The organism is Streptomyces sp. NPDC020490, assembly GCF_044335305.1.
Taxonomy (GTDB): Bacteria; Actinomycetota; Actinomycetes; order Streptomycetales; family Streptomycetaceae; genus Streptomyces.
The window spans coordinates 1-18,807 of record NZ_JBIRUY010000044.1 but is presented as its reverse complement, the minus strand read 5'-3'; the positions used below and the strand labels follow the sequence as shown (position 1 = coordinate 18,807).

Here is an 18,807-nt window from a genome sequence, read left to right as displayed (position 1 = left end):
GTGGCCGGAAACGGCACCGCCCCCGCAGGCGGGGGCGGCACGACGGGCGTCCCGCCTCAGCGGGCCAGGTCGCGCACCGTGTGCCGCAGCGCGGTGGCGATGTAGGTGTGGACGCGGTCCAGGTGGTCCTGGAAGGCGAAGTGGCCGCCGCCGAGGACGAGACGGTCGAAGGGACCGGTGGTCAGTTCCGCCCACCCGGCGAGCGCGTCGACGCTCACGTACGGGTCGGCGTCGCCGCCGATGGCCGTGAGGGGGCAGCCGAGCGGGGCTCCCGGGGTGGGGCGGTAGACGTGGCACAGCTCGAAGTCGGCGCGCAGCAGCGGTGAGAGGTGGTCGAGGAGCTCGGGGTTGCGGAAGACCTCGGCGGGAGTGCCGCCCGTGTCGCGCAGCCAGGCGCGGAACTCGTTCTCCGGCAGTTCGTGCAGCGGTCGGGCGGCGCGCGGGGCGCGGCCCGGGACGGCGCTGCCGGAGACGAACACGCGCACCGGTTCCGGGAGCCCCGCGGCGGTCAGCCGGCGGACGATCTCCAGGCCCAGGACGGCGCCCATGCTGTGCCCGAAGACGGCGTAGGGACGGTCGATCGAGGGGGCGATCCGGGGCAGGAGGAAGTCGAGCAGCTCGTCCAGGCGGCGGACCGGCGGGACGTCGGAGGCGATGCCGCGACCGGGCAGTTCCACGGCGCGGACGTCGACGTCGGGCGCCAGGGCGCGGGGCCAGGTGCGCTGGTAGGCGACGGCGCTGCCGCCCGCCCAGGGCAGGCAGAACAGCCGCACCGGTGCGTCCGGGCTCGTCACGTCCCACGGGTTGTCGACCACAGTGCTCCCCCGACCGGATTCGGTTTCCTCGTCCACGGTGTCCTGACGGTGTCTCGTCGCCGACCACGCTAGGCGGCCCGCGTTTCCCCTTCCCACCCCTGACCGGGTGCGCCGCACCCCTGTCGTGCTCAGGCGGAGGACAGGCTCTCCAGGTTCTCCAACTGCAGGTCCATCGGCAGGTCCTGACGGCGGGAGATGTTCAGCTTGCGGTAGACGCGGGTCAGGTGCTGCTCGACGGTGCTGACGGTGATGAAGAGCTTCGCGGAGATCTCCCGGTTGGTGTAGCCGTAGGCGGCGAGTGCGGCCACGCGGCGCTCGGACTCGCTCAGCTGCTCCGCGTCCGGGGTCGTGGCGGCGCCGGGGTCGGCCGGCGGGGTGCCGGGGTCCTGGGTGGCCGGGCCGGGCATGATCTGCTCGGCCAGGCGGAGCGCTCCGCACTCGGTGGCCAGGTAGCGGGCGCGGCGGGAGATCATGGCGGCCCGGTTGCCCTCGCCCAGGAGTTGCAGGGCGCGGCCCAGGTCGGCGAGGGCGCGGACGAGTTCCAGTCGGTCGCCGCAGCGGCGGAGTTCGTCGACGGCGCGGGTGAGCAGTTTCGGGCGCTGGCGCGGCTCGGCGGTGGCGGCGCGCAGCCGCAGGGACAGGCCGCGCACGCGGGGGCTGCGGGCGTCCGGGGTGGCGAGCTGCTCGACGACGAACCGTTCGGCCTGGCGGTGTTCGCCGAGTTGCAGCAGGGCTTCGGCGGCGTCGGTGCGCCAGGGCAGCTGGCGGGGGCGGTCCAGGCCCCAGCGCTGGGCGAGGCGTCCGGCGTCGAGGAACTCGTCGAGGGCGGCGCGGCTGCGGTGGGTGGCGAGGTAGTACTGGCCGCGGGCGCGCAGATAGGTGAGGGCGTAGACGGAGGAGAACAGCTCTTCGGGCACGGGCATCTGCAGCAGCCGTGCGGCGGCGTCGATGCGGCCGGCCGCCGTCTGCGCGGCGACGAGTGCCGCGAGCGGCCCGAAAAGGAACACCCCGCCGCGGTCGGCGACCGCATCGAGGGCGGCCCGCGCCTCGCGTTCGGAGCCGGCCAGGTCGCCGGTGCGCAGCAGGGCCTCGGCGTGCAGCAGTCCGAAGACGGCCTGCCAGCCGGGGGTGCGGCCGTCGGCGAGCTGGGCCTGGATACGGGTGCACCACACGACGGCCCGGTCGGGGCGGTCGGTGTGCACGAGGGTGCGCACGGCCTGGACGATCGGGTCGAAGTTGGCGTGGGCGAGCGGGGTGCCCTTCAGGAGCTGCTCGGCGGCCCGGTCGTCGTTGTCGCTGCCGGGGTGGGTCCACAGGGCGGCGGAGTTGCGCAGTTCGGCCGAGCCCGCCTGGGGGTGCCGTTCGCCCTGCTCGGCGGGGGCGGGGGCGGGGACGGTCTGGGGCGGCAGGGCGAACAGTTCGCGCAGCGGGTCGGCGCGGGCGGTGCGCGGTGCGGTGCGCTCCAGTGCCTCGGCGGCGTCCTCGATGCGGCCCTGGGCGACCAGCAGGCGGGCGAGGCGTCCGGCGTGGCCGGGGGCGAGATCGCCGCGGCGCAGGGCGGCCAGCGGCTCGTCGAGCTGGTGTTCGGCGGCGCCGGGGCTGCTCGGCCAGGTCACGGCGGCCAGGCGCAGGGACATCTCCCAGCCGGCCTGCGCGTCGGGGCTCAGGCGCACGGCGAGTTCCAGACAGGCCGCGGCGTGGTCGAGGTCGCCGTCGGCGATGAGGGCCTGCAGGGCGGCCTCGCGCAGCGCCTTGACCGCGTCCGCGCCGCGCAGGGCCGCGGCGGCCGCGGGGGCGCCGGCGGTGAGCAGGTGGCGGGCGACGGTGTCGGCGGGGGCGCCGTGCTCGTGCAGGGTGCGGGCGGCGCGGCCGTGCAGGGCGGCGCGTTCGGGGGCGGGGACGCGGTCGAGGACGGCGGCGGCGACGGCTGGGTGGCGCAGCCGGCCGTTCTCGGTCAGGCCGGCGTCCTCCAGGGCGAGGGCGGCGCGCAGGGCGGCGCTCGGCGTGGTGCCGGCGAGGTCGGCGGCCGGCCGGGGGGCGCTGTCGTCGTCGGCGCCGAGGACGGCCAGTGCGGTGGCCAGGCGGCGTACGTCGTCACCGGCGCGTTCCAGGCAGGTCAGGACGGCGTCGGCGAACGGCCCGTCGGACGTGGGGCCGCGGCCGTCCGCGGGCAGCGGCAGCTCGGTGAGCAGGGCGCGCAGCAGCAGCGGGTTGCCGCCGCTGATGCGGTGCAGCAGGGCGGCGGTGGCCGGGTCGGCGGGCTGTGCGGTGTACCGGGCCAGGAGGGCGGCGCTGCCCTGTTCGTCGAGGCGTTCCACGCCGATCCGCAGGAAGTGCGGGTGGCGGAGCAGTTCGGTGCGGGCCAGCGGGCTGTCCGCGTGCGGCAGCGGGGCGCAGGCGAGGACCAGCAGGACGGCGGTGCCGCGCACCGCGTGCGCGGCGTGCAGCAGGTACGCCAGCGAGGCGCCGTCGATGCGGTGCAGGTCGTCGACGCAGACCACGACCGGTGCGTGGGCGGCGGCGCGGCGCAGGGCCGTGGTGAACTCGTGGGCGGTGGGTGTGGCGGTCGGCGGTGGGCCGTCGGTGCCGGTCAGCTCGGCCAGCAGCCGGTGCACCGTGGCGTGCGGTGCGCCGGCGTCGGCGGCACCGGGCGCGGCGGCGCGCAGCACGGTGGCGCCGTACCCGGTGGCCGTCTCGGCGAACTGCAGCAGCAGTTCCGTCTTGCCGCATCCCGCGGCGCCTTCCAGCAGGACGACCCCCGACGTTCCGCCGATGCATGCTTCGAGGGCTCGGTCCAGCTGTGTGCATGCGGTTTCCCGGCACAGGAGCATCGTGTTGGGCCTCTCCGTCTCGCGTTCCCCGTGGCACACGCATCCTGGAGGGGAACGGTTGAGCGAGACTGGAGTGTGACCGAGGCGCCCCTGGGGCGGGTCAGGCGACGTCGAGTTCGGCGGTGTTCCCGCCGAGGGCGGCGAGTTCGGCGTCGGTGAACGGCGGGGAGCCGAACGGGCTGTGGTCGCCGGCCTTGCGCAGGGCGGCGACCAGGTGCGGCGACTCGAGGCTCGCGACGGGTGCGGCGAGCGCGGTGACCTGCATGGCGGCGGCGTTCACCACCGGGTCGTACAGCGCGGCGGTGCCCAGCAGGTCGGCGAACTGCCGGTCCTGCTCCTTACGCGGGGCGATGCGCGGGTCGGCGGCCTGGTTGCGGGTGCCCGGGTAGCAGATGTCCTGGGTGGTGGCGAGGACCCACGGGTCGTCGACGACCTTGGCGACGGCGTGCCGGGCACGCTCCGCGGTGTCGTCGGTGAGGCCGCCCCGGGCGAGGACGGCGCCGAGGGCGCGGGCGCTGAGCGCGCCGCAGCTCATGCCGTGGCCGTAGACGGGGTTGAAGCCGGCGACGGCGTCGCCGAGCACGAGCAGGCCCTTGGGCCAGGGCTCAAGACGCTCGTAGTACAGGCGCCGGTTGACGGTGGAGCGGGAGCCGAGGACGGGGCCGAGGGGTTCGGCGCGCCGCAGCAGGTCGGCGATGACGGGGTGGCGCAGGCCGCGCGCGAAGTCGGTGAACGCGTCGTCGTCGGTGGTGGGTTCGCCGCCGCGGGTGCCGGCCAGGGTGACCAGCCAGCGGCCGTCCTCGATGGGGACGAGCGCGCCGTTGCGGCCGGGCTCGCCCAGGCCGGGGTCGGCGGCGACGTTGACCATCGGGAAGCGGTCCGCGGCGCCCTCGGGCGCGGCGTAGATGCGGGTGGCGTACTTGATGCCGGAGTCGACGATGTCCTCCTCGACCTCGGGCAGGCCGAGTTCGGGCAGCCAGCGGCGCAGTTGCGAGGCGCGGCCGCAGGTGTCGACGACGATGTCGGCGTCGAGGGTCTGCTCGGTGCCGTCGGCGGCGCGCAGCCGCACTCCGGTGACGCGGTCGGCGGTGCCGAGCAGGCCGAGGGCGTCGGTGTCCTGCAGCACCTCGACGCGGGGGTCGGCCAGGGCGCGTTCCCGCACGACGAAGTCGAGCAGCGGCCGACTCGCCGTGATCATGAACTGGCTGCCGGGGAAGCGGTGCTGCCAGCCGTAGGGCGTGTACCAGACGATGTCGCGCGGCAGGTACAGGCGGTGCGCGCCGGCGTCCAGGAGCGCCTTGAGCGTGCCGGGCAGGACGGTCTCGATCGCGCGGGCGCCGCCGGACCACAGCAGATGGGCGTGGCGGGCCTGCGGAACGCCTTTGCGCAGGTCGGGGCCGGCCGGGTAGACGTCCCGTTCCAGGACCGTGACGCGGTCCACGTGCCGGACGAGGACGGACGCCGTCAGCATTCCGGACAGACCTCCGCCGATCACCACGGCGCGGGTTCGAGCGGTCATGAGTGCGTGACCTTTCCGTCGGATCCGTCGGACGCCTTGCGCGAATACCGGGATGATTTCGAACCGCCTTTTTCGGCAGCTGTGATTTCAGCGAAATTAGCAGTCGCCGCCAATGCGCCTGAACCCCTAACAACCCCTATCGAATCCGTATCAGCTCGGTCGGCTGTCGCGGGCGGGCCGGTGCGTCGTCACGATGGAAGGCGTCTGCCGAATGGACGTGAGGAGACGAGTTCATGCTGGACGAGGCGGCGCTCAAGAAACTGATCCTGGAACACTGCGCCCGGGTGAACGCCGGCGACGTGGCGGGGCTGCTGCGCCTGTACTCCCCGCGGGTGCGGTTCGAGGACCCGGTCGGGGCGGGCGCGCAGGCCGGGCACGAGGCGCTGCGCGCACACGCCACCGGCGCCGTGACCAGCAATGCCGTGGAGATTCCGGGGCATGCGGTGGCCGCTCAGGACGGGCGGCACGCGGCGGTGCCGGTGGAGGCGACGATGGACTACCTGCCGTTGGGTCCGGTGCTGACCCGGCACGGCGTGCTGCCCGCGCCGGCCGACCCGGCGCGGCAGCGGATGCGGTTCCGGTTCCTGATGGTGATCCGGGCCGGGGACGACGGTCTCATCGAGGAGATGAAAGCGTATTGGGGGGCGAGTGACGTCTCCCTGTCGGGGACGGAATGAAGACGACCGGAGAGGGAGTTCCCATGCTCGACGAGGCGGCCCGGAAAGAACTCGCCCTGGAACACTGCCGGAGAATGACGAGCGGTGACGTCGACCGGATGCTCGAGCTGTACACGAAGGACGTGCGATTCGAGGATCCGGTGGGCTCGCCGCCGATGATCGGGCACGAGGAACTGCGGGTCCATTTCCAGCGGGCGGCTCAGGCCAGGACGGTGGATGTCGCCGGTGTCCCGGTGGCCGCGCAGGACGGACTGCACGTGGCGATACCGGTGTCCGTGTACATGAACTACCTGCCGCTGGGGCCGGCGCTCACCAAGCACGGCTATCTGGACAAGCCGGCCGACCCGTTCCGCAAGCGGATCAAGTTCTCCCTCACGAGCGTTTTCCGGGCCGGTTCGCACGGCCTGATCGAGGCGGTGTGGGTGTACTGGGGCAAGTCGGACCTGTCGCTGCTGGACCCCGGGCAGGAGTGAGAGCCGCGCGGGCCCGCGCACCGCGTGCCGAGGAGCCGCGCCCGCCGGACACGTCGGCGGGGGCGGCCCCTCGGCACGGTGCGGGTGGGCCGCTCAGCCGGTCAGGTCGCGGCGGGCGAACAGGCTCGACCCGGCCCAGGTCAGCAGGGCGGCGACGGCGGTCAGGGCGAGCAGCGGCAGCGCCTTCGCGTCGGCGGCGGGCAGCGCGGGCAGGTGCGAGAACGGGGAGATGTCCCGCACCGCCTGCGGCAGTTCGAGCAGTCCGCCGAGCTGGCCGACGACCAGGCACACGGTGAGCGCCCCCCAGGCCGCGCCGGAGGACAGCGCCGGTACGGCGGCGAAGGCGAGCACCACGAACCCGGACAGCACCAGCACCGCCGGCGCCTGCGCCAGGGCGGCGCCGGTCAGGTCCGTGAGCCCGCCGGCGAGGTCGCCCGCCGCGGCCCCGTAGGTCAGGCCCGCGCTCACCCCGGCGATCAGGAGCAGCAGCAGCGAACCGGCGACGGCGACCGTCACGTGCGAGACGAGCCAGCGGCCACGGCTGACGGCGGTGGCCAGCAGCGCCTCCAGACGGCCGGAGGTCTCCTCGGCGCGCAGCCTCAGCAGGGTCTGCACGGCGAACCCGGCGGTGACCGCGCCCACCATCACGATCATCGAGGCGAAGAACGTGTCGACCGGGTCGCCGCCACCGCCGCCGATCTTGCCGAGGGTGTCGCTGAGGTCGGCGTTGTCGCGCAGGGCGTCGCCGGCCGACTTGCCCATGCCGCCGATGACGGCGCCCAGCACGGCGATGCCCGCGCCCCATCCGAGCAGGGAGCCGCGGTGCAGCCGCAGCGCCAGACCGAGGGGGCTGAGCAGTCCGGGCGCCGCCGAGGCCGGTCCCGGCCGGTCCTGCAGCAGGCCGGCGCCCAGGTCGCGTCCGTCGTTGAGGCGGAAGGCCCACACGGCGCAGGCCGCGGCCAGGACCAGGGGGACGATGAGGACCCACCAGTGGTCGCCGCCGAACGGTTCGACGCGCTGCGCCCAGCCGATCGGTGACAGCCAGGCGAGTGCGGTGCTGTCCACGGAGGTGCCGCCGCCCCGCACCTCACCGCCGGCGTCGGCGATGCCGCGGATCAGGAACGCGGCGCCGACGGCCGCTCCGGCCAGGGAGTTGGCGCCGCGGGCGGTGCCGGAGAGCTGGGCGGTGATCGCGGCGACCGCGGCGAAGAACAGCCCGGTCGCGGCGGCCGCCGCGGCCGCCGCGAGGGAACCGGACAGCGGCAGCCCGGCCAGCGGCAGCACCACCGCCAGCATCACGAACAGTCCGGTGTTCGCCTCGAGCGCGAGCAGCAGGGCCGCGGTCAGCGGTGCCCGGCGGCCGACCGGGGCCGCGCCGAGGAGTTCGGCGCGGCCCGTCTCCTCGTTCTGGCGGGTGTGCCGCACCACGGCGAAGGTGCTCATCAGGGCGGCGAGCACGCACAGGTACGTGAAGATCTGCACCATGGCGACGGCGCCCTCGCTGGTGCCGACGGGTGCGCCGCGGGTCAGCAGCAGCGCCGGGGTGTCGGTGAGGGTCTTGACCGCGTCGACGCGGTCGGCGGCGTCGGGGTAGGTCGAACCGACGCTGTTGGCCGCGCTGTAACCGAGCGCGCCGGTGCCGTAGATCCACGCGGCGAGCTGGATACGGTCCCGGCGCAGCGCCAGTTTCAGCAGCGTGCGGGTGGCGGTGTAGTCGCTCATCGGGCGGCCGTCCTCGCCGCGGTGCGGCCCGCGTCCACGCCGGAGCCTCCATCGGCTGCACCGTCGGCACTCCCGGCCCCGACATCGTCACCGTAGTGCCGCAGGAACAGCTCCTCCAGGGTGGGCGGGCTGCTGGTGAGCGCGCGCACCCCGAACGAGGTGACGTGGGTCAGGACGCGGTCCAGGTGGTCGTCGTCGACGTCCAGGCTGATCCGGTCGCCGTCGACGGCGACGTTGTGGACGCCTTCGAGCGCGTCGATGCCGGTGACCCGCTGCCGGGTCTCGGCGGAGAGCCGGGTGCGGGTGAGGTGGCGCAGTTCGGTGAGGGTGCCGCTCTCGACGGTTCGGCCCTTGCGGATGATGCTCACGCGGTCGCACAGCGCCTCGACCTCGCCGAGGATGTGGCTGGACAGCAGCACGGTGCGGCCCCGCTGCCTGACCTCGCGGACGCAGTCCTGGAACACTGACTCCATCAACGGGTCCAGGCCCGAGGTCGGTTCGTCCAGGACGAGCAGTTCGGCGTCGGAGGCGAACGCGGAGACCAGGGCGACCTTCTGCCGATTGCCCTTGGAGTAGGCGCGGCACTTCTTCGTCGGGTCCAGCTGGAACCGCTCGATCAGGGCCGCCTTGCGTGTCGTGTCGATGCCGCCGCGCAGGGTGCCGAGCAGGTCGATGGCCTCCCCGCCGGAGAGGTTGCGCCACAGGCTGACGTCGCCGGGTACGTAGGCGAGGCGGCGGTGCACCTCGACGGCGTCGCGCCGGGGGTCCTTGCCGAGCAGGGTGGCCTGGCCGCCGTCGAGCCGGAGCAGCCCGAGCAGGGCGCGGATCGTGGTGGACTTGCCCGCACCGTTCGGTCCGAGGAAGCCGTGCACCTCACCCCTGCGCACCGTCAGGTCGAGGCCGTCCAGGGCCCGTGTGCGGCCGAATGTCTTGACGAGTCCGGACGCGGTAACCGCGTCATCCGTGTGCGCCACCCGCGCACCACCTTTCACCCGAGTCGTAGTCCGCCGGCGTCCCGCCGTCACCGGCGGAACACCGGCCCGCGGTCGCGCCGGTTGTTCCCCCGCGGCCCCGCGCGGTCCGTCCGGCTGACGGCTCGACGGCGGCAGGCGCCCGGTTCAGGGTTCCGCGGGGCGTTGGCGACAGCAATCTCCCCCGGCACGGAAACCGGCATTCAAGGGTCGCTAGGGGTTCCCGGTAGGGGTTGACCGGCATCGAGCGGGACTCGGACCGTTGTAGGGCCACGCAGCCCCCTCCTTCAAGGAGTTTCATGCCTTCGCCAACCAGATGCCCAGCAGCCCGGCATTTTCCCTTCACTCCCGTCAACGGGCTGGAAATCGAGCCGATTCTGGCTGATCTTCGCAGGGAGGAACCGGTCAGCCGCGTGACGCTGCCGTACGGCGGGGACGCCTGGCTCGTCACCCGGTACAGCGATGTCAGAGCGGCCCTGGCCGACCCCCGGCTGAGCCGGGCCGCCGTGGTCAACGCCGATGTGCCGCGCCGTCAGGAGATGCGCGTCGGCCCCGAAGGCATCATGTACATGGACCCTCCGGACCATTCCCGACTGCGACGTCTGCTGACGAGGGCGTTCACCAAACGCCGGGTGGAGGAGCTGCGTCCCAAGGTCGAGTCGATCGCCGCCGAACTGGCTGAGAACCTGGCCCACAAGGGGTCGCCCGCCGACTTCGTGGAGCACTTCTCCTGGCCGCTGCCGACGCGGGTGATCTGCGAGCTGCTCGGTGTGCCGTACTCGGACCGCGGAGTGTTCCGGCGGGGCGCCGACGCGCTGATGCAGGGCGACACGCTGCCGCACCACGAGTTCACCGGGCGCATCAACGAGCTCGTCGGCTACATCTCGCGGCTGATCGCCGACCGCCGGCAGCGGCCCGGCGGCGACCTGCTGTCGGCGCTCATCCAGGCGCGGGACGACGGCGACCGCCTGACCGAGCAGGAGTTGGTCTCGCTGACGGTCGTCCTGCTCGCCGGCGGCCACGAGACCACCGCGAACCAGATCACCAACTTCGTCTACACGCTGCTGCGTCACCCCGAGCAGCTGGCGCTGCTGCGGCGGCGGCCGGAGCTGCTGCCGCTCGCGGTGGACGAGCTGATGCGGTACATCCCGCTGGGAACCGGCCACCACGCGGCGATGATCGCCACCGAGGACCTGGAGATCGGCGGGGTGCCGATCTCCCGCGGTGACGCCGTGTACGTGCACATCCATTCGGCCAACCGGGACGACGCGGTGTTCGCGGATCCGGACGCCCTGGATCTGACCCGCGAGGACAACCACCACATGGGTTTCGGCCACGGGGTGCACTTCTGCGCCGGCGCCCAGCTGGCCCACATGGAGCTGGGAGTCGCCCTGCGGGTGGTCCTGGACCGGTTCCCCGATCTGCGGCTCGCGGTCGCCGACGACGCCATCCGGTGGCGGTCCAGTCTGCTCGTGCGGGGCCCGCTGTCCCTGCCGGTGCAGTGGTGAGCGACGGGGAGGCGGCCGTCACGGCCGGCACGCGGTGGGCGGTGAGCGTCGACCGGACGGCGTGCGCGGGCACGGGCATGTGCGTGCACTCGGCGCCGGAGCACTTCGCCCTCGTCAAGGGCCGCTCGCAGGCGGTCCGGGAGTCGGTGGAGCCGGATACGGCGGTCCTGGACGCGGCGGAGAACTGCCCGCTGGAGGCGATCCGGGTGACGGAGACGGGTACGGGGGTGGTACTGGCGCCGGAGTTGTGACGCCGGGGACGAGGACAGCCGTGCGGGCCGGACACATCACGTGTCCGGCCCGCACGCTTCTGGTCCCGCGTGTTCCCGGTTCCGGGTGTTCCTGGTCACGCGCGCTTCTGGTCCCGCTTGTTCCTGGTCACGCGCGCTTCTGGTCAGTGCGCTTCAGGTCAGCACGCCTCAGGTCACGCGGCTTTCTGGTCACGCGTGTTCCGGGTCCGCGTGTTCGGTCAGGGGCGCGGCGTCACGGGTGGTGGCGGACCAGGCGCCGTTGCAGGGCCACCAGGGTTCGCGGAGTCAGGCCCAGGCCGTCGGTGAGGTAGCCGTGCAGGCCGCCGTAGTCGCGCTCCATCCGCTCCACGGCCGCCCGCAGGTAGGCCTCGCGGACCTGCTGGAGGGGGATCAGCAGATCGGGGTTCTCCATGTAGCCGGCCGACTTGAGGTAGTCGCGGGCCTGCCGGTCGGCGTCGGCCCGGTAGGCGTTGGACAGCAGGTAGTCGCGCTCGGCCTCCGCGGCGGGCACGCCGAGGGTGCGCAGGAGGACGTAGGCGAGCCAGCCGGTGCGGTCCTTGCCCGAGGAGCAGTGCACCAGCACCGGGCCCTGGGCGCCCGCGATGTCGCGCAGGGCGGTGGCGAACGCGGCCCGGTTGGCGGGGTCGGTGACGAAGCCCTCGTACGCGGCCGTCATCAGCTGCTCGGCCTTGCCGTCGCCGAGCATCTGCTGCTGCAGGACCGGGTCCTTGGAGGCGATGGCGGTGGCGATGGTCCGGTACAGGCTGTGGTCGTCGACGGGGCGGGACAGTGCCGTGGCGCCGGGCGGGAGGCGGTCGGGGCCCTGAGCGGCCTCCTGCGGCGTCCGCAGGTCCACGACGGTCGTCACACCCAGCGCGGCCAGGGTGTCCAGGTCGGCGTCGGTGAGCCGGTTCAGGGCGTCGGACCGCAGGACGCGGCCGTAGGCGACCTGGGCGCCCGTCCAGGTGCGGTGCCCGCCCAGGTCGCGGGCGTTGACGGCGCCCTGGAGCGGGATGCGGACCGTGGTGTCGGCCGGCCCGGTGGTGCGGCCGGCCGCCACCGGCCCGGTGCGGTGGGCGGGCGCGGTGTGGGCGGGCGGGGCCGCCAGCAGCAGGGCGAGCGCGACGGTGCCGGACAAGGGAAGCAGAGCAGATCTCACGGGGCCCCCTGGGTGGTCGGATGCGGGTGTCTTCGGCGGCCGGAGCGGACGGTGGGGCACGGTGAGGGGCGCTCACCACCGGCCGTCAGCGGCTCGCCGTCCACCCCGCCCCCTCTCGGCCGCCGAATGATGATGATCCGTCAGAAGCTGTACCGCATAACGCGGTTGTACTTCCGCAGGACCGGGATCGCGTTCATGATCCTGCACATGATCCGGGACGTCCACGGCATATGTGCCACGTACGGGGAGTCCGTGAAGGTCCACTCGAGCAGGTGTTTGACGCCGGGCGCCCACTCCTCCAGGGACTTGGGGTCCTGGAGGCCCCAGACGAAGTACTTGCCGGTCGCCTTGACCGTCCAGTGCTTGTTCATCGCCTTCACCGAGAACGGGGTGTAGGCGTCGAACAGCAGCTCGCCGGAGGGGAAGCGGTTCACCAGGCGGGTGACGAGGTCGCGCACCTCGTCCTCGGTGAAGTACACGAGCAGGCCCTCGGCCACGACCAGGACGGGACGGTCGGCGGGGATGTCCGCCAGCCACGCCGGGTCCAGGGCGGAGGCGCCGATGACATGGTGGTGGCGGTCGCGCCGCGGGAAAAGGTCGCGGTACAGCTGCGCGATCTCCGGCAGGTCGAGGTCGTACCACTCGACGTCGTCGGACGGGTCGATGCGGAAGACGCGGCCGTCCAGGCCCGCCCCGAGGTGCAGTACGACGGAGCGCGGGTTGCGCGCGAGGAAGTCACGGACCCAGCGGTCGAACTCCAGCCCGCGGATGGCGAGGGCGATGGCGTCGTCGTCGCGCATCTTCAGCTGGGTCTTCAGCCGGTCGTAGTCCTCGATGGACTCCACGGCCCGCGCGGCGAGCCGGTCGCCGAGGATCGGACGGTCCGACTTGGCGTCATGGGCCCGCGAGTACAGGGCCACCAGGAGGTTGCGGGTCTCGGCGCTGAACTGCACCTGTTTGGTCTCCATGAAACACCCATCTCGGATCGTCGGTCGGTGTGAGGGCCGGGCGGTCAGCTGACCGGGAGCCGGAAGAACGTCGTGAGGTCCTCGACGATCGCCCGGACCACGGCGTCCCGCTGCGGGGTGAGGTAGAAGTGCCCTCCGGGGAAGCTGCGGAAGGCGAACTTCCCGCGCGTCAGGTCCTTCCAGGCCATCGCCTCGTCGAGGCTGACCCGGGGGTCGGACTCCCCGGTCAGGACGCTGACGGGGCAGCCGAGCGCGGGCCCGGGCCCCTCGGGCCGGTAGCGGTAGGTCTCGATCGCCTTGTAGTCGCTGCGGATCGCGGGCAGCACCATGCGCAGCAGTTCGTCGTCGGCGAGGACGCCGGCGTCGGTGCCGCTCAGGGCGCGGATCTCGGCGATGAGTGCCTCGTCGCCGCGGGTGTGCACGTTCTCCTCGCGGTGGACGAGGGGGGAGCGGCGGCCGGAGGCGATCAGTCCGAGGAAGGGGATCCGCCCCTCCGCCTCGATCCTGCGGGCGAGTTCGAAGGACAGCACCGCGCCCATGCTGTGGCCGAACAGGACGAGCGGCTTGTCCGCGAGGGGCAGGAGTGCGCGGTGGATCTGGTCGACGAGGGCGTCGACGCTGTCCAGCAGCGGTTCGGCCCGCCGCTCCTGGCGGCCGGGGTACTGCACGGCCGACACGTCGGTGTGCGCGGACAGTTCGCGTGAGAACGGGAAGAAGAAGGAGGCGGATCCTCCGGCGTGCGGCAGCAGCACCAGGCGGTGCGGGTGTCGCGGCGCGGGGTGGAAGTTGCGTATCCACAGCTCGCTGTGCTCGTCGGTGCTGCTCATGGGCGTACCGTCTCCTTCTCTTCCTGCGCTGCTGCGCTGGTGCCGGGGGCCGCTCGGGCGCCGGTGCGCGGTGCGGGACCGCTCAGACGCCGATGTCGCTCATGCCCCAGAAGACTCGCATGTCCTCGATGAGGCCGTCGGCGTTGATGGTGAAGATGTCGACGGCGTTGATGTTGGTGCGCGCGCGGTTGGGGTCGAGGATGTTCGTCATCGTCGCGGCGACCGGCACGGCGACCTGCTTGCCGTCCTGGCCGGCCGACGCGTGGCCCGGCTCGACGGTGACCTCGGCGGCGATGTTGCTCATGAAGTACTCGCGCTGTGCGGCGCGGCCGACGCGCGGCTCACGGCCGACGGGGTCCTCGATGCGGGCGTCCTCGGTGAAGTGGGTGAGGATGGCGTCCACGTCACCCTCGTTCACCTTGCGGAAGTACGCCGCGATGATCTCCTTGCGCTTCTGCTCGTCCAGCATGGTTCTTCTCCTCCGGTGGTGGTTGGTTCGGCGCCCGGTCGGGACCGGTGACGCGCCGTTCGTGGGGCCGCTTCAGCCGAACAGCCAGTAGCGGCGCCGTTGGAAGGGGTAGGTGGGCAGGTCGGTGAGGCGGGCTCCGGTCGGCGTGAACACCGCCGCCCAGTCGACGGGCCGGCCCGCGACGTGGAAGCGGGCGGCCGCGCGCAGGGCCTCGGTGACGCCGTCGGCGTCCGCCGTGCCGCCGCTGCCGGGGGCAGGGGTCCAGGTGTCCGGATCGATGAGGCCGGCGGCGCCGATCCGCTCCCCCGTGACCGCGTCGACGACCGGCACGCGCGGCTCGCTCACCTCGACGGCCGGCCCGGCGGCGCCCTCGGCGTGGGCGGCGAGCAGGCCGACGGCGTCCTCCAGGCCGAGGACGCCCGCGGCGTGGGCGGCGGCGAGCCGGCCGGGACCGTGGGCGGTAAGTGCCTGCGGCAGCAGGCCCCAGTCCTCGTGGAGCCTGTGCAGGGCCGTCTCGTGCGCGAACGCCTCGGCGAGCGGCGGCAGCGGGGCGGCGATCCGGACGTCCAGGTGGGCGCGTACGTGGTCCAGGGCCTCGGCGTAGACGGGGTAAGCGGCGTACAGCGCCTCCGCGGCGGCCGGGGTGCCGTGGAAGGTGAGGGACGGGTCCGCCGCGGTGGTGACGTGCGGGTGGTCCGCGCCGTCCTCCACGGCCCGCAGGGCTTCCAGGAGTCCGGCGCGGTCCGGGGCGAGGACGACGGCGCGGTGCTCGAAGGCCGCGCGGCCGACGGCGAGGGTGTAGCCGGCGTCGGCTGGGCCGGGTGCGCCGGCGCCGTCCAGGGCGGCGCGCAGGCGGGCGGCCTGGGCGCGCAGGGCGTCGGGGGTGCGGGCGGAGAGGGGTACGGGCAGGACGGGCAGGGCGGCGCCGTCGTGCGCACGGCCGGCCGCGGTCCGTCCGGTGCCGCTCCGGGGGCCCGGGGTGTCCGCCGCGGCGGGCTTCTCCTCGCTCCCGGCCGGCGCCTCCTCCAGGATGAAGTGGGCCTGTGTGCCGCTCGCCCCCAGGGAGGTGACCCCCGCCCGGCGCGGGCGGCCGGTGTCGGGCCACGGGGTGGCCTCGGTGACGAGACGGACGGTGCCCGACGACCAGTCGACGCGGCTGGTGGGTTCCTTGACGTTGAGGGTCTGCGGGAGCAGCCCGTGGCGCAGGGACAGGACCGTCTTGATGACGCCGACGACGCCGGAGGCGGACTGCGGGTGGCCGATGTTGGACTTCACCGTGGACAGCAGCAGCGGGCGGTCGGCGGGGCGGCCGCGGCCGTAGGCGGCGAGGAGCGCCTCGGCCTCGACGGCGTCGCCGAGCGGGGTGCCGGTGCCGTGTCCCTCGACGGCGTCGATCTGCTCGGCGGTCAGGCCGGCGTCGGCGAGCGCCTGGTGGATGAGCTGCCGCTGGGAGCTGCTGCTCGGGGCGGTGAGCCCGTTGGTGGCGCCGTGGTGGTTGACGGCGCTGCCGCGTACGACGGCGAGGACGCGGTGGCCGAGGCGGCGGGCGCGGGAGAGCCGCTCGACGACGACCATGCCGACGCCCTCGCCCCAGCCGGTGCCGTCGGCGTCCTCGGAGAACGGCTTGCAGCGTCCGTCGGCGGCGGCGCCGCCCATGTGGTGCCAGGCGACCGGCTGGGACAGCACGGTGGCGCCGCCCGCGAGGGCCATGCCGCACTCGCCGCGGCGTACCGACTGCACGGCCAGGTGCAGGGCGACGGCGGAGGAGGAGCAGCCGGTGTCGACGGTGAGGGTGGGGCCGTGCAGGTCGAGGGCGTAGGCGAGGCGGCCGGAGGCGATGGCGGGCGCGATGCCGCCGCCGAGGTGGGCCTCGCTCTCCTCGGGGATGCGCCCGCGCGGGACGAAGCCCTGGTAGCCGACGCCGACGTACAGGCCGATCTGTTCGTCGGCGCGGCCGCGCGGGTCGACGCCGGCGTGTTCGAACGCCTCCCAGGCGGTCTCCAGCAGGAGCCGCTGCTGCGGGTCCATGACGAGCGCCTCCTGCTCGGAGATGCCGAAGAAGGCCGCGTCGAACCCGCCGACGCCGCTGAGCAGTCCGGCCTGGCTGAGCGTCCGCACGGCCTGCAGGTCGCCGTCGTCGGTGGAGGTCCAGCCGCGGTCGCGGGGCAGGTCGCCGACGAGGTCCTCGCCGGCGGCGACGGCCTGCCACAGCCGGTCGGGGCTCTCGATGCCGCCGGGCAGCCGGCAGCTCATGCCGACCACGACGACCGGGTCGTCGTCCCGCGCCGCGGCGGGCGCGGCGGGCACCGCGGCCGCGGCGGGCGCCGACTCGTCAGGCTCGCCGAGGAGTTCGGCTTCCAGGAAGCGGGCGAGGGCCTGCGGGGTGGGGTGGTCGTAGACGAGGGTGGCGGGCAGTTTCAGGCCGGTGACGGTGGTGACGCGGTTGCGCAGTTCCACGACGGTCAGCGAGTCGAAGCCGAGGTCCTTGAAGGGCCGCCCGGGTTCGACGGCGTCCGCGGAGGGGTGCCCGAGGACGCCGGCGGCCTCGGTGCGCACCAGGTCGGCGAGCAGGCCGCCGCGCTCGGCCGGCGGCGCGGCCCGCAGCCTGCGCACCAGTGCGGAGGCGGACTCCTCGGCGGGCGGGGCCTGTTCGGGTACGGCCCGGGTGGCGCGGACGTCGGGCAGGTCGGCGATGAGCGGGCTGGGCCGCTCGGAGGTGAAGCCGGGGGCGAACCGGGTCCAGTCGACGTCGGCGACGGCGACGAACGTGTCGTCGTGTTCGACGGCCCGGACCATGGCGTCCAGGGCGAGTTCGGGGTCCATCTCCAGCACGCCGCGGCGGCGCATGTAGGCGCCGGCGCCGTCGAGTTCCATCATCCCGCCGCCGCCCCAGGCGCCCCAGGCGAGCGAGGTGGCGGTGAGGCCGCGGGCGCGGCGCCGGGCGGCGAGCGCGTCGAGGAACGCGTTGGCGGCGGCGTACGCGGAGTGCCGGGCGGCGCCCCAGACGCCGGAGTTGGAGGAGAACAGCACGAACGCGTCGAGTTCGGTGTCGCCGAGGAGTTCGTCGAGGTGCCGGGCGCCGTCGGCCTTGCCCGCGGCGAGCTGCCGGAACTCCTCGGCGGTGGTGTCGGTGGCGAGCGTGTACTGCGGTACGCCGACGGCGTGGACGACGGCGGTCAGCGGGGTCTCGGCCGGGATCGCGTCGAGGACGGCCCGTACCTGCTCGCGGTCGGCCATGTCGCAGGCGGCGAGGGTGACTTCGGCGCCCAGCGCGCGGATCTCGTCGGCGAGTCCGGCGGCTCCGGGCGCCTGCGGGCCGCGGCGGCTGGTCAGCACCAGGTGCCGGGCGCCGCCGGCCGCGAGACGCCGGGCGACCCGGGCGCCGACGCCGCCGGTGCCGCCGGTGACCAGGACGGTGCCGCGTGGCTGCCAGCGCCGCACCGGCTCGCCGTCCCCGAGCGGGGCACGGGTCAGCCGCCGGGCGAGCACTCCGCTGGTACGCAGGGCGAGTTGGTCCTCGTCGCCGAGGTCGCCGGCGAGGACATGGGTGAGCCGGGCCGTGGCCCGCTCGTCGAGGGGGTCGGGCAGGTCGACGAGGCCGCCCCATGTGGCGGGGTGTTCGAGGGCCAGGACCCGGCCGAGCCCCCACACCGCGGCCTGTGCGGGCACAGGCGCCCGGTCGGCCCGGCCGGCGGCGACCGCTCCCCGGGTGGCGCACCACAGGGGCGCGGTGACCTGGGCGTCGACGAGTGCCTGGGCGAGGACGAGGGCGGTGGCGGCGGCCCCGCCCGGCTGCTCGTCCGGTCCGAGCAGTGCCAGCACGCCGTCCAGGCGCGGCAGCGCGGAGACCGTGTCCGCGAGCCGCGCGGCGAGGGCTTCGCGCGTCCCCGCGGCCGCGGCCCGCGCGGGGTCGATCTCCAGGGTGACGGTCTCGGCGTGGGCGGCGAGCGCCGCGGCGGCGGACCCGCCGGTCTGCTCGGAGGTGACGATCAGCCAGGTGCCGAGGCGCGTCGGGGTGGCCGGTACGGGCACCGGGGTCCAGGTCACCTTGTAGCGCCAGGAGTCGAGGGTGGCGCGCTCCCGGCTGCGGCGGCGCCAGGCGGCCAGTTCGGGCAGCAGTTCACCGAGCGCCCGCCGCTCGGCGAGGTCGAGCGTACCCGCGAGCGACTCCAGGTCCTCGGCCTCCACGGCCTGCCAGAACCGCGCCTCGGTCTCGTCGGCGGCGGTGGCGGGGACCGGGTCGGGCTGGGCGGGGGCTGCGGAGAGCCAGTAACTGGCGCGCTGGAAGGCGTACGTCGGGAGGTCGGCGCGGCGGGCGCCGCGTCCGGTGTACAGGGTGGTCCAGTCGACGGGGACGCCGCGGCTCCAGGCAGTACCGAGCGAGGCGTACAAACGCGCCAGGCCGCCCTCACCACGACGCAGGGAGCCCGTCGCACACACCTCCACACCCGCGTCCTGAGCCGTCTCCTCCACCCCGTACACCAACACCGGATGAGCACTGCACTCGACGAACGCCCGATACCCCTCGGCCAGCAGACGCCGCACCACGGGTTCGAAGGACACCGGCTGCCGGCAGTTGTCGTACCAGTACTCCGCCGTCAGCTCCGACCCTTCCAA

At 74.1% G+C, this 18,807-nt stretch carries 14 protein-coding genes; 4 read left to right on the top strand and 10 right to left on the bottom strand.

Annotated elements, in window-relative coordinates:
* Nucleotides 1-56 precede the first annotated feature (56 nt).
* The 3 genes from ACH4ZX_RS34265 to ACH4ZX_RS34255 form a co-directional block, all read right to left on the bottom strand.
* A complete protein-coding gene (locus tag ACH4ZX_RS34265; protein WP_398281561.1) occupies nucleotides 57-815 on the bottom strand; it encodes a thioesterase II family protein in 759 nt (252 codons plus the stop codon).
* Nucleotides 816-943: 128 nt separating this feature from the next.
* Nucleotides 944-3,685: an AAA family ATPase gene (locus tag ACH4ZX_RS34260; RefSeq protein ID WP_398281559.1), complete on the bottom strand. Its 2,742-nt coding sequence runs from the start codon at nucleotides 3,683-3,685 to the stop codon at nucleotides 944-946.
* 61 nt (nucleotides 3,686-3,746) lie between these two features.
* Nucleotides 3,747-5,165 carry an FAD-dependent oxidoreductase gene (locus ACH4ZX_RS34255; protein WP_398281556.1) on the bottom strand — a complete coding sequence of 473 codons (1,419 nt, stop codon included), beginning with the start codon at nucleotides 5,163-5,165 and terminating at the stop codon, nucleotides 3,747-3,749.
* A gap of 233 nt (nucleotides 5,166-5,398) precedes the next feature.
* Here ACH4ZX_RS34255 and ACH4ZX_RS34250 point away from each other — a divergent pair, with 233 nt between their 5' ends.
* On the top strand, nucleotides 5,399-5,842 hold the full coding sequence (locus ACH4ZX_RS34250) for a nuclear transport factor 2 family protein (RefSeq protein ID WP_360758907.1): 444 nt from the start codon (nucleotides 5,399-5,401) through the stop codon (nucleotides 5,840-5,842).
* A 23-nt stretch (nucleotides 5,843-5,865) separates the two neighbouring features.
* Nucleotides 5,866-6,315, top strand: coding sequence for a nuclear transport factor 2 family protein (locus tag ACH4ZX_RS34245; protein WP_398281554.1), 450 nt, complete (start codon nucleotides 5,866-5,868; stop codon nucleotides 6,313-6,315).
* A 93-nt stretch (nucleotides 6,316-6,408) separates the two neighbouring features.
* Here ACH4ZX_RS34245 and ACH4ZX_RS34240 read toward each other — a convergent pair whose 3' ends face one another.
* On the bottom strand, nucleotides 6,409-8,037 hold the full coding sequence (locus ACH4ZX_RS34240) for an ABC transporter permease (RefSeq protein WP_398281551.1): 1,629 nt from the start codon (nucleotides 8,035-8,037) through the stop codon (nucleotides 6,409-6,411).
* Entirely contained in the window at nucleotides 8,034-9,011 is a 978-nt protein-coding gene (locus ACH4ZX_RS34235; RefSeq protein WP_398281548.1) for an ATP-binding cassette domain-containing protein, read from the bottom strand. Before ACH4ZX_RS34235 ends, ACH4ZX_RS34240 begins: the two co-directional genes overlap by 4 nt.
* A 410-nt stretch (nucleotides 9,012-9,421) precedes the next feature.
* Between ACH4ZX_RS34235 and ACH4ZX_RS34230 the strand changes: the two genes are divergently transcribed.
* Nucleotides 9,422-10,516, top strand: a complete 1,095-nt coding sequence (locus tag ACH4ZX_RS34230; RefSeq protein ID WP_398281545.1) for a cytochrome P450 — start codon at nucleotides 9,422-9,424, stop codon at nucleotides 10,514-10,516.
* Nucleotides 10,513-10,767 (top strand): ferredoxin, encoded by a 255-nt coding sequence (locus tag ACH4ZX_RS34225; protein ID WP_360758917.1) that lies wholly within the window; start codon nucleotides 10,513-10,515, stop codon nucleotides 10,765-10,767. The genes ACH4ZX_RS34230 and ACH4ZX_RS34225 overlap by 4 nt, the downstream gene beginning before the upstream one ends.
* 232 nt (nucleotides 10,768-10,999) lie before the next feature.
* On the opposite strand, the gene ACH4ZX_RS34220 is transcribed toward ACH4ZX_RS34225, so the two are convergent.
* The 5 genes from ACH4ZX_RS34220 to ACH4ZX_RS34200 all read right to left on the bottom strand — a co-directional run.
* Nucleotides 11,000-11,905, bottom strand: a complete 906-nt coding sequence (locus tag ACH4ZX_RS34220; RefSeq protein WP_398281541.1) for a tyrosine-protein phosphatase — start codon at nucleotides 11,903-11,905, stop codon at nucleotides 11,000-11,002.
* 161 nt (nucleotides 11,906-12,066) lie between these two features.
* The gene (locus ACH4ZX_RS34215) at nucleotides 12,067-12,894 is read right to left on the bottom strand and encodes a class I SAM-dependent methyltransferase (RefSeq protein WP_398281538.1); all 828 of its coding nucleotides are present in this window, start codon (nucleotides 12,892-12,894) and stop codon (nucleotides 12,067-12,069) included.
* 44 nt (nucleotides 12,895-12,938) lie between these two features.
* Entirely contained in the window at nucleotides 12,939-13,721 is a 783-nt protein-coding gene (locus tag ACH4ZX_RS34210; RefSeq protein ID WP_398281535.1) for a thioesterase II family protein, read from the bottom strand.
* 82 nt (nucleotides 13,722-13,803) lie between these two features.
* Entirely contained in the window at nucleotides 13,804-14,190 is a 387-nt protein-coding gene (locus ACH4ZX_RS34205; RefSeq protein ID WP_398281532.1) for a nuclear transport factor 2 family protein, read from the bottom strand.
* 72 nt (nucleotides 14,191-14,262) lie between these two features.
* Nucleotides 14,263-18,807: SDR family NAD(P)-dependent oxidoreductase (locus ACH4ZX_RS34200; protein ID WP_398281529.1), on the bottom strand; the 4,545-nt coding region annotated here is incomplete at its 5' end.

Excerpts from the sequence above, each read along its gene's own strand:
- ACH4ZX_RS34255 (WP_398281556.1), bottom strand. The coding sequence starts at position 5,165 with ATGACCGCTCGAACCCGCGCCGTGGTGATCGGCGGAGGTCTGTCCGGA.
- ACH4ZX_RS34250 (WP_360758907.1), top strand. The coding sequence starts at position 5,399 with ATGCTGGACGAGGCGGCGCTCAAGAAACTGATCCTGGAACACTGCGCC.
- ACH4ZX_RS34245 (WP_398281554.1), top strand. The coding sequence starts at position 5,866 with ATGCTCGACGAGGCGGCCCGGAAAGAACTCGCCCTGGAACACTGCCGG.
- ACH4ZX_RS34240 (WP_398281551.1), bottom strand. The coding sequence starts at position 8,037 with ATGAGCGACTACACCGCCACCCGCACGCTGCTGAAACTGGCGCTGCGC.
- ACH4ZX_RS34215 (WP_398281538.1), bottom strand. The coding sequence starts at position 12,894 with ATGGAGACCAAACAGGTGCAGTTCAGCGCCGAGACCCGCAACCTCCTG.
- ACH4ZX_RS34210 (WP_398281535.1), bottom strand. The coding sequence starts at position 13,721 with ATGAGCAGCACCGACGAGCACAGCGAGCTGTGGATACGCAACTTCCAC.
- ACH4ZX_RS34205 (WP_398281532.1), bottom strand. The coding sequence starts at position 14,190 with ATGCTGGACGAGCAGAAGCGCAAGGAGATCATCGCGGCGTACTTCCGC.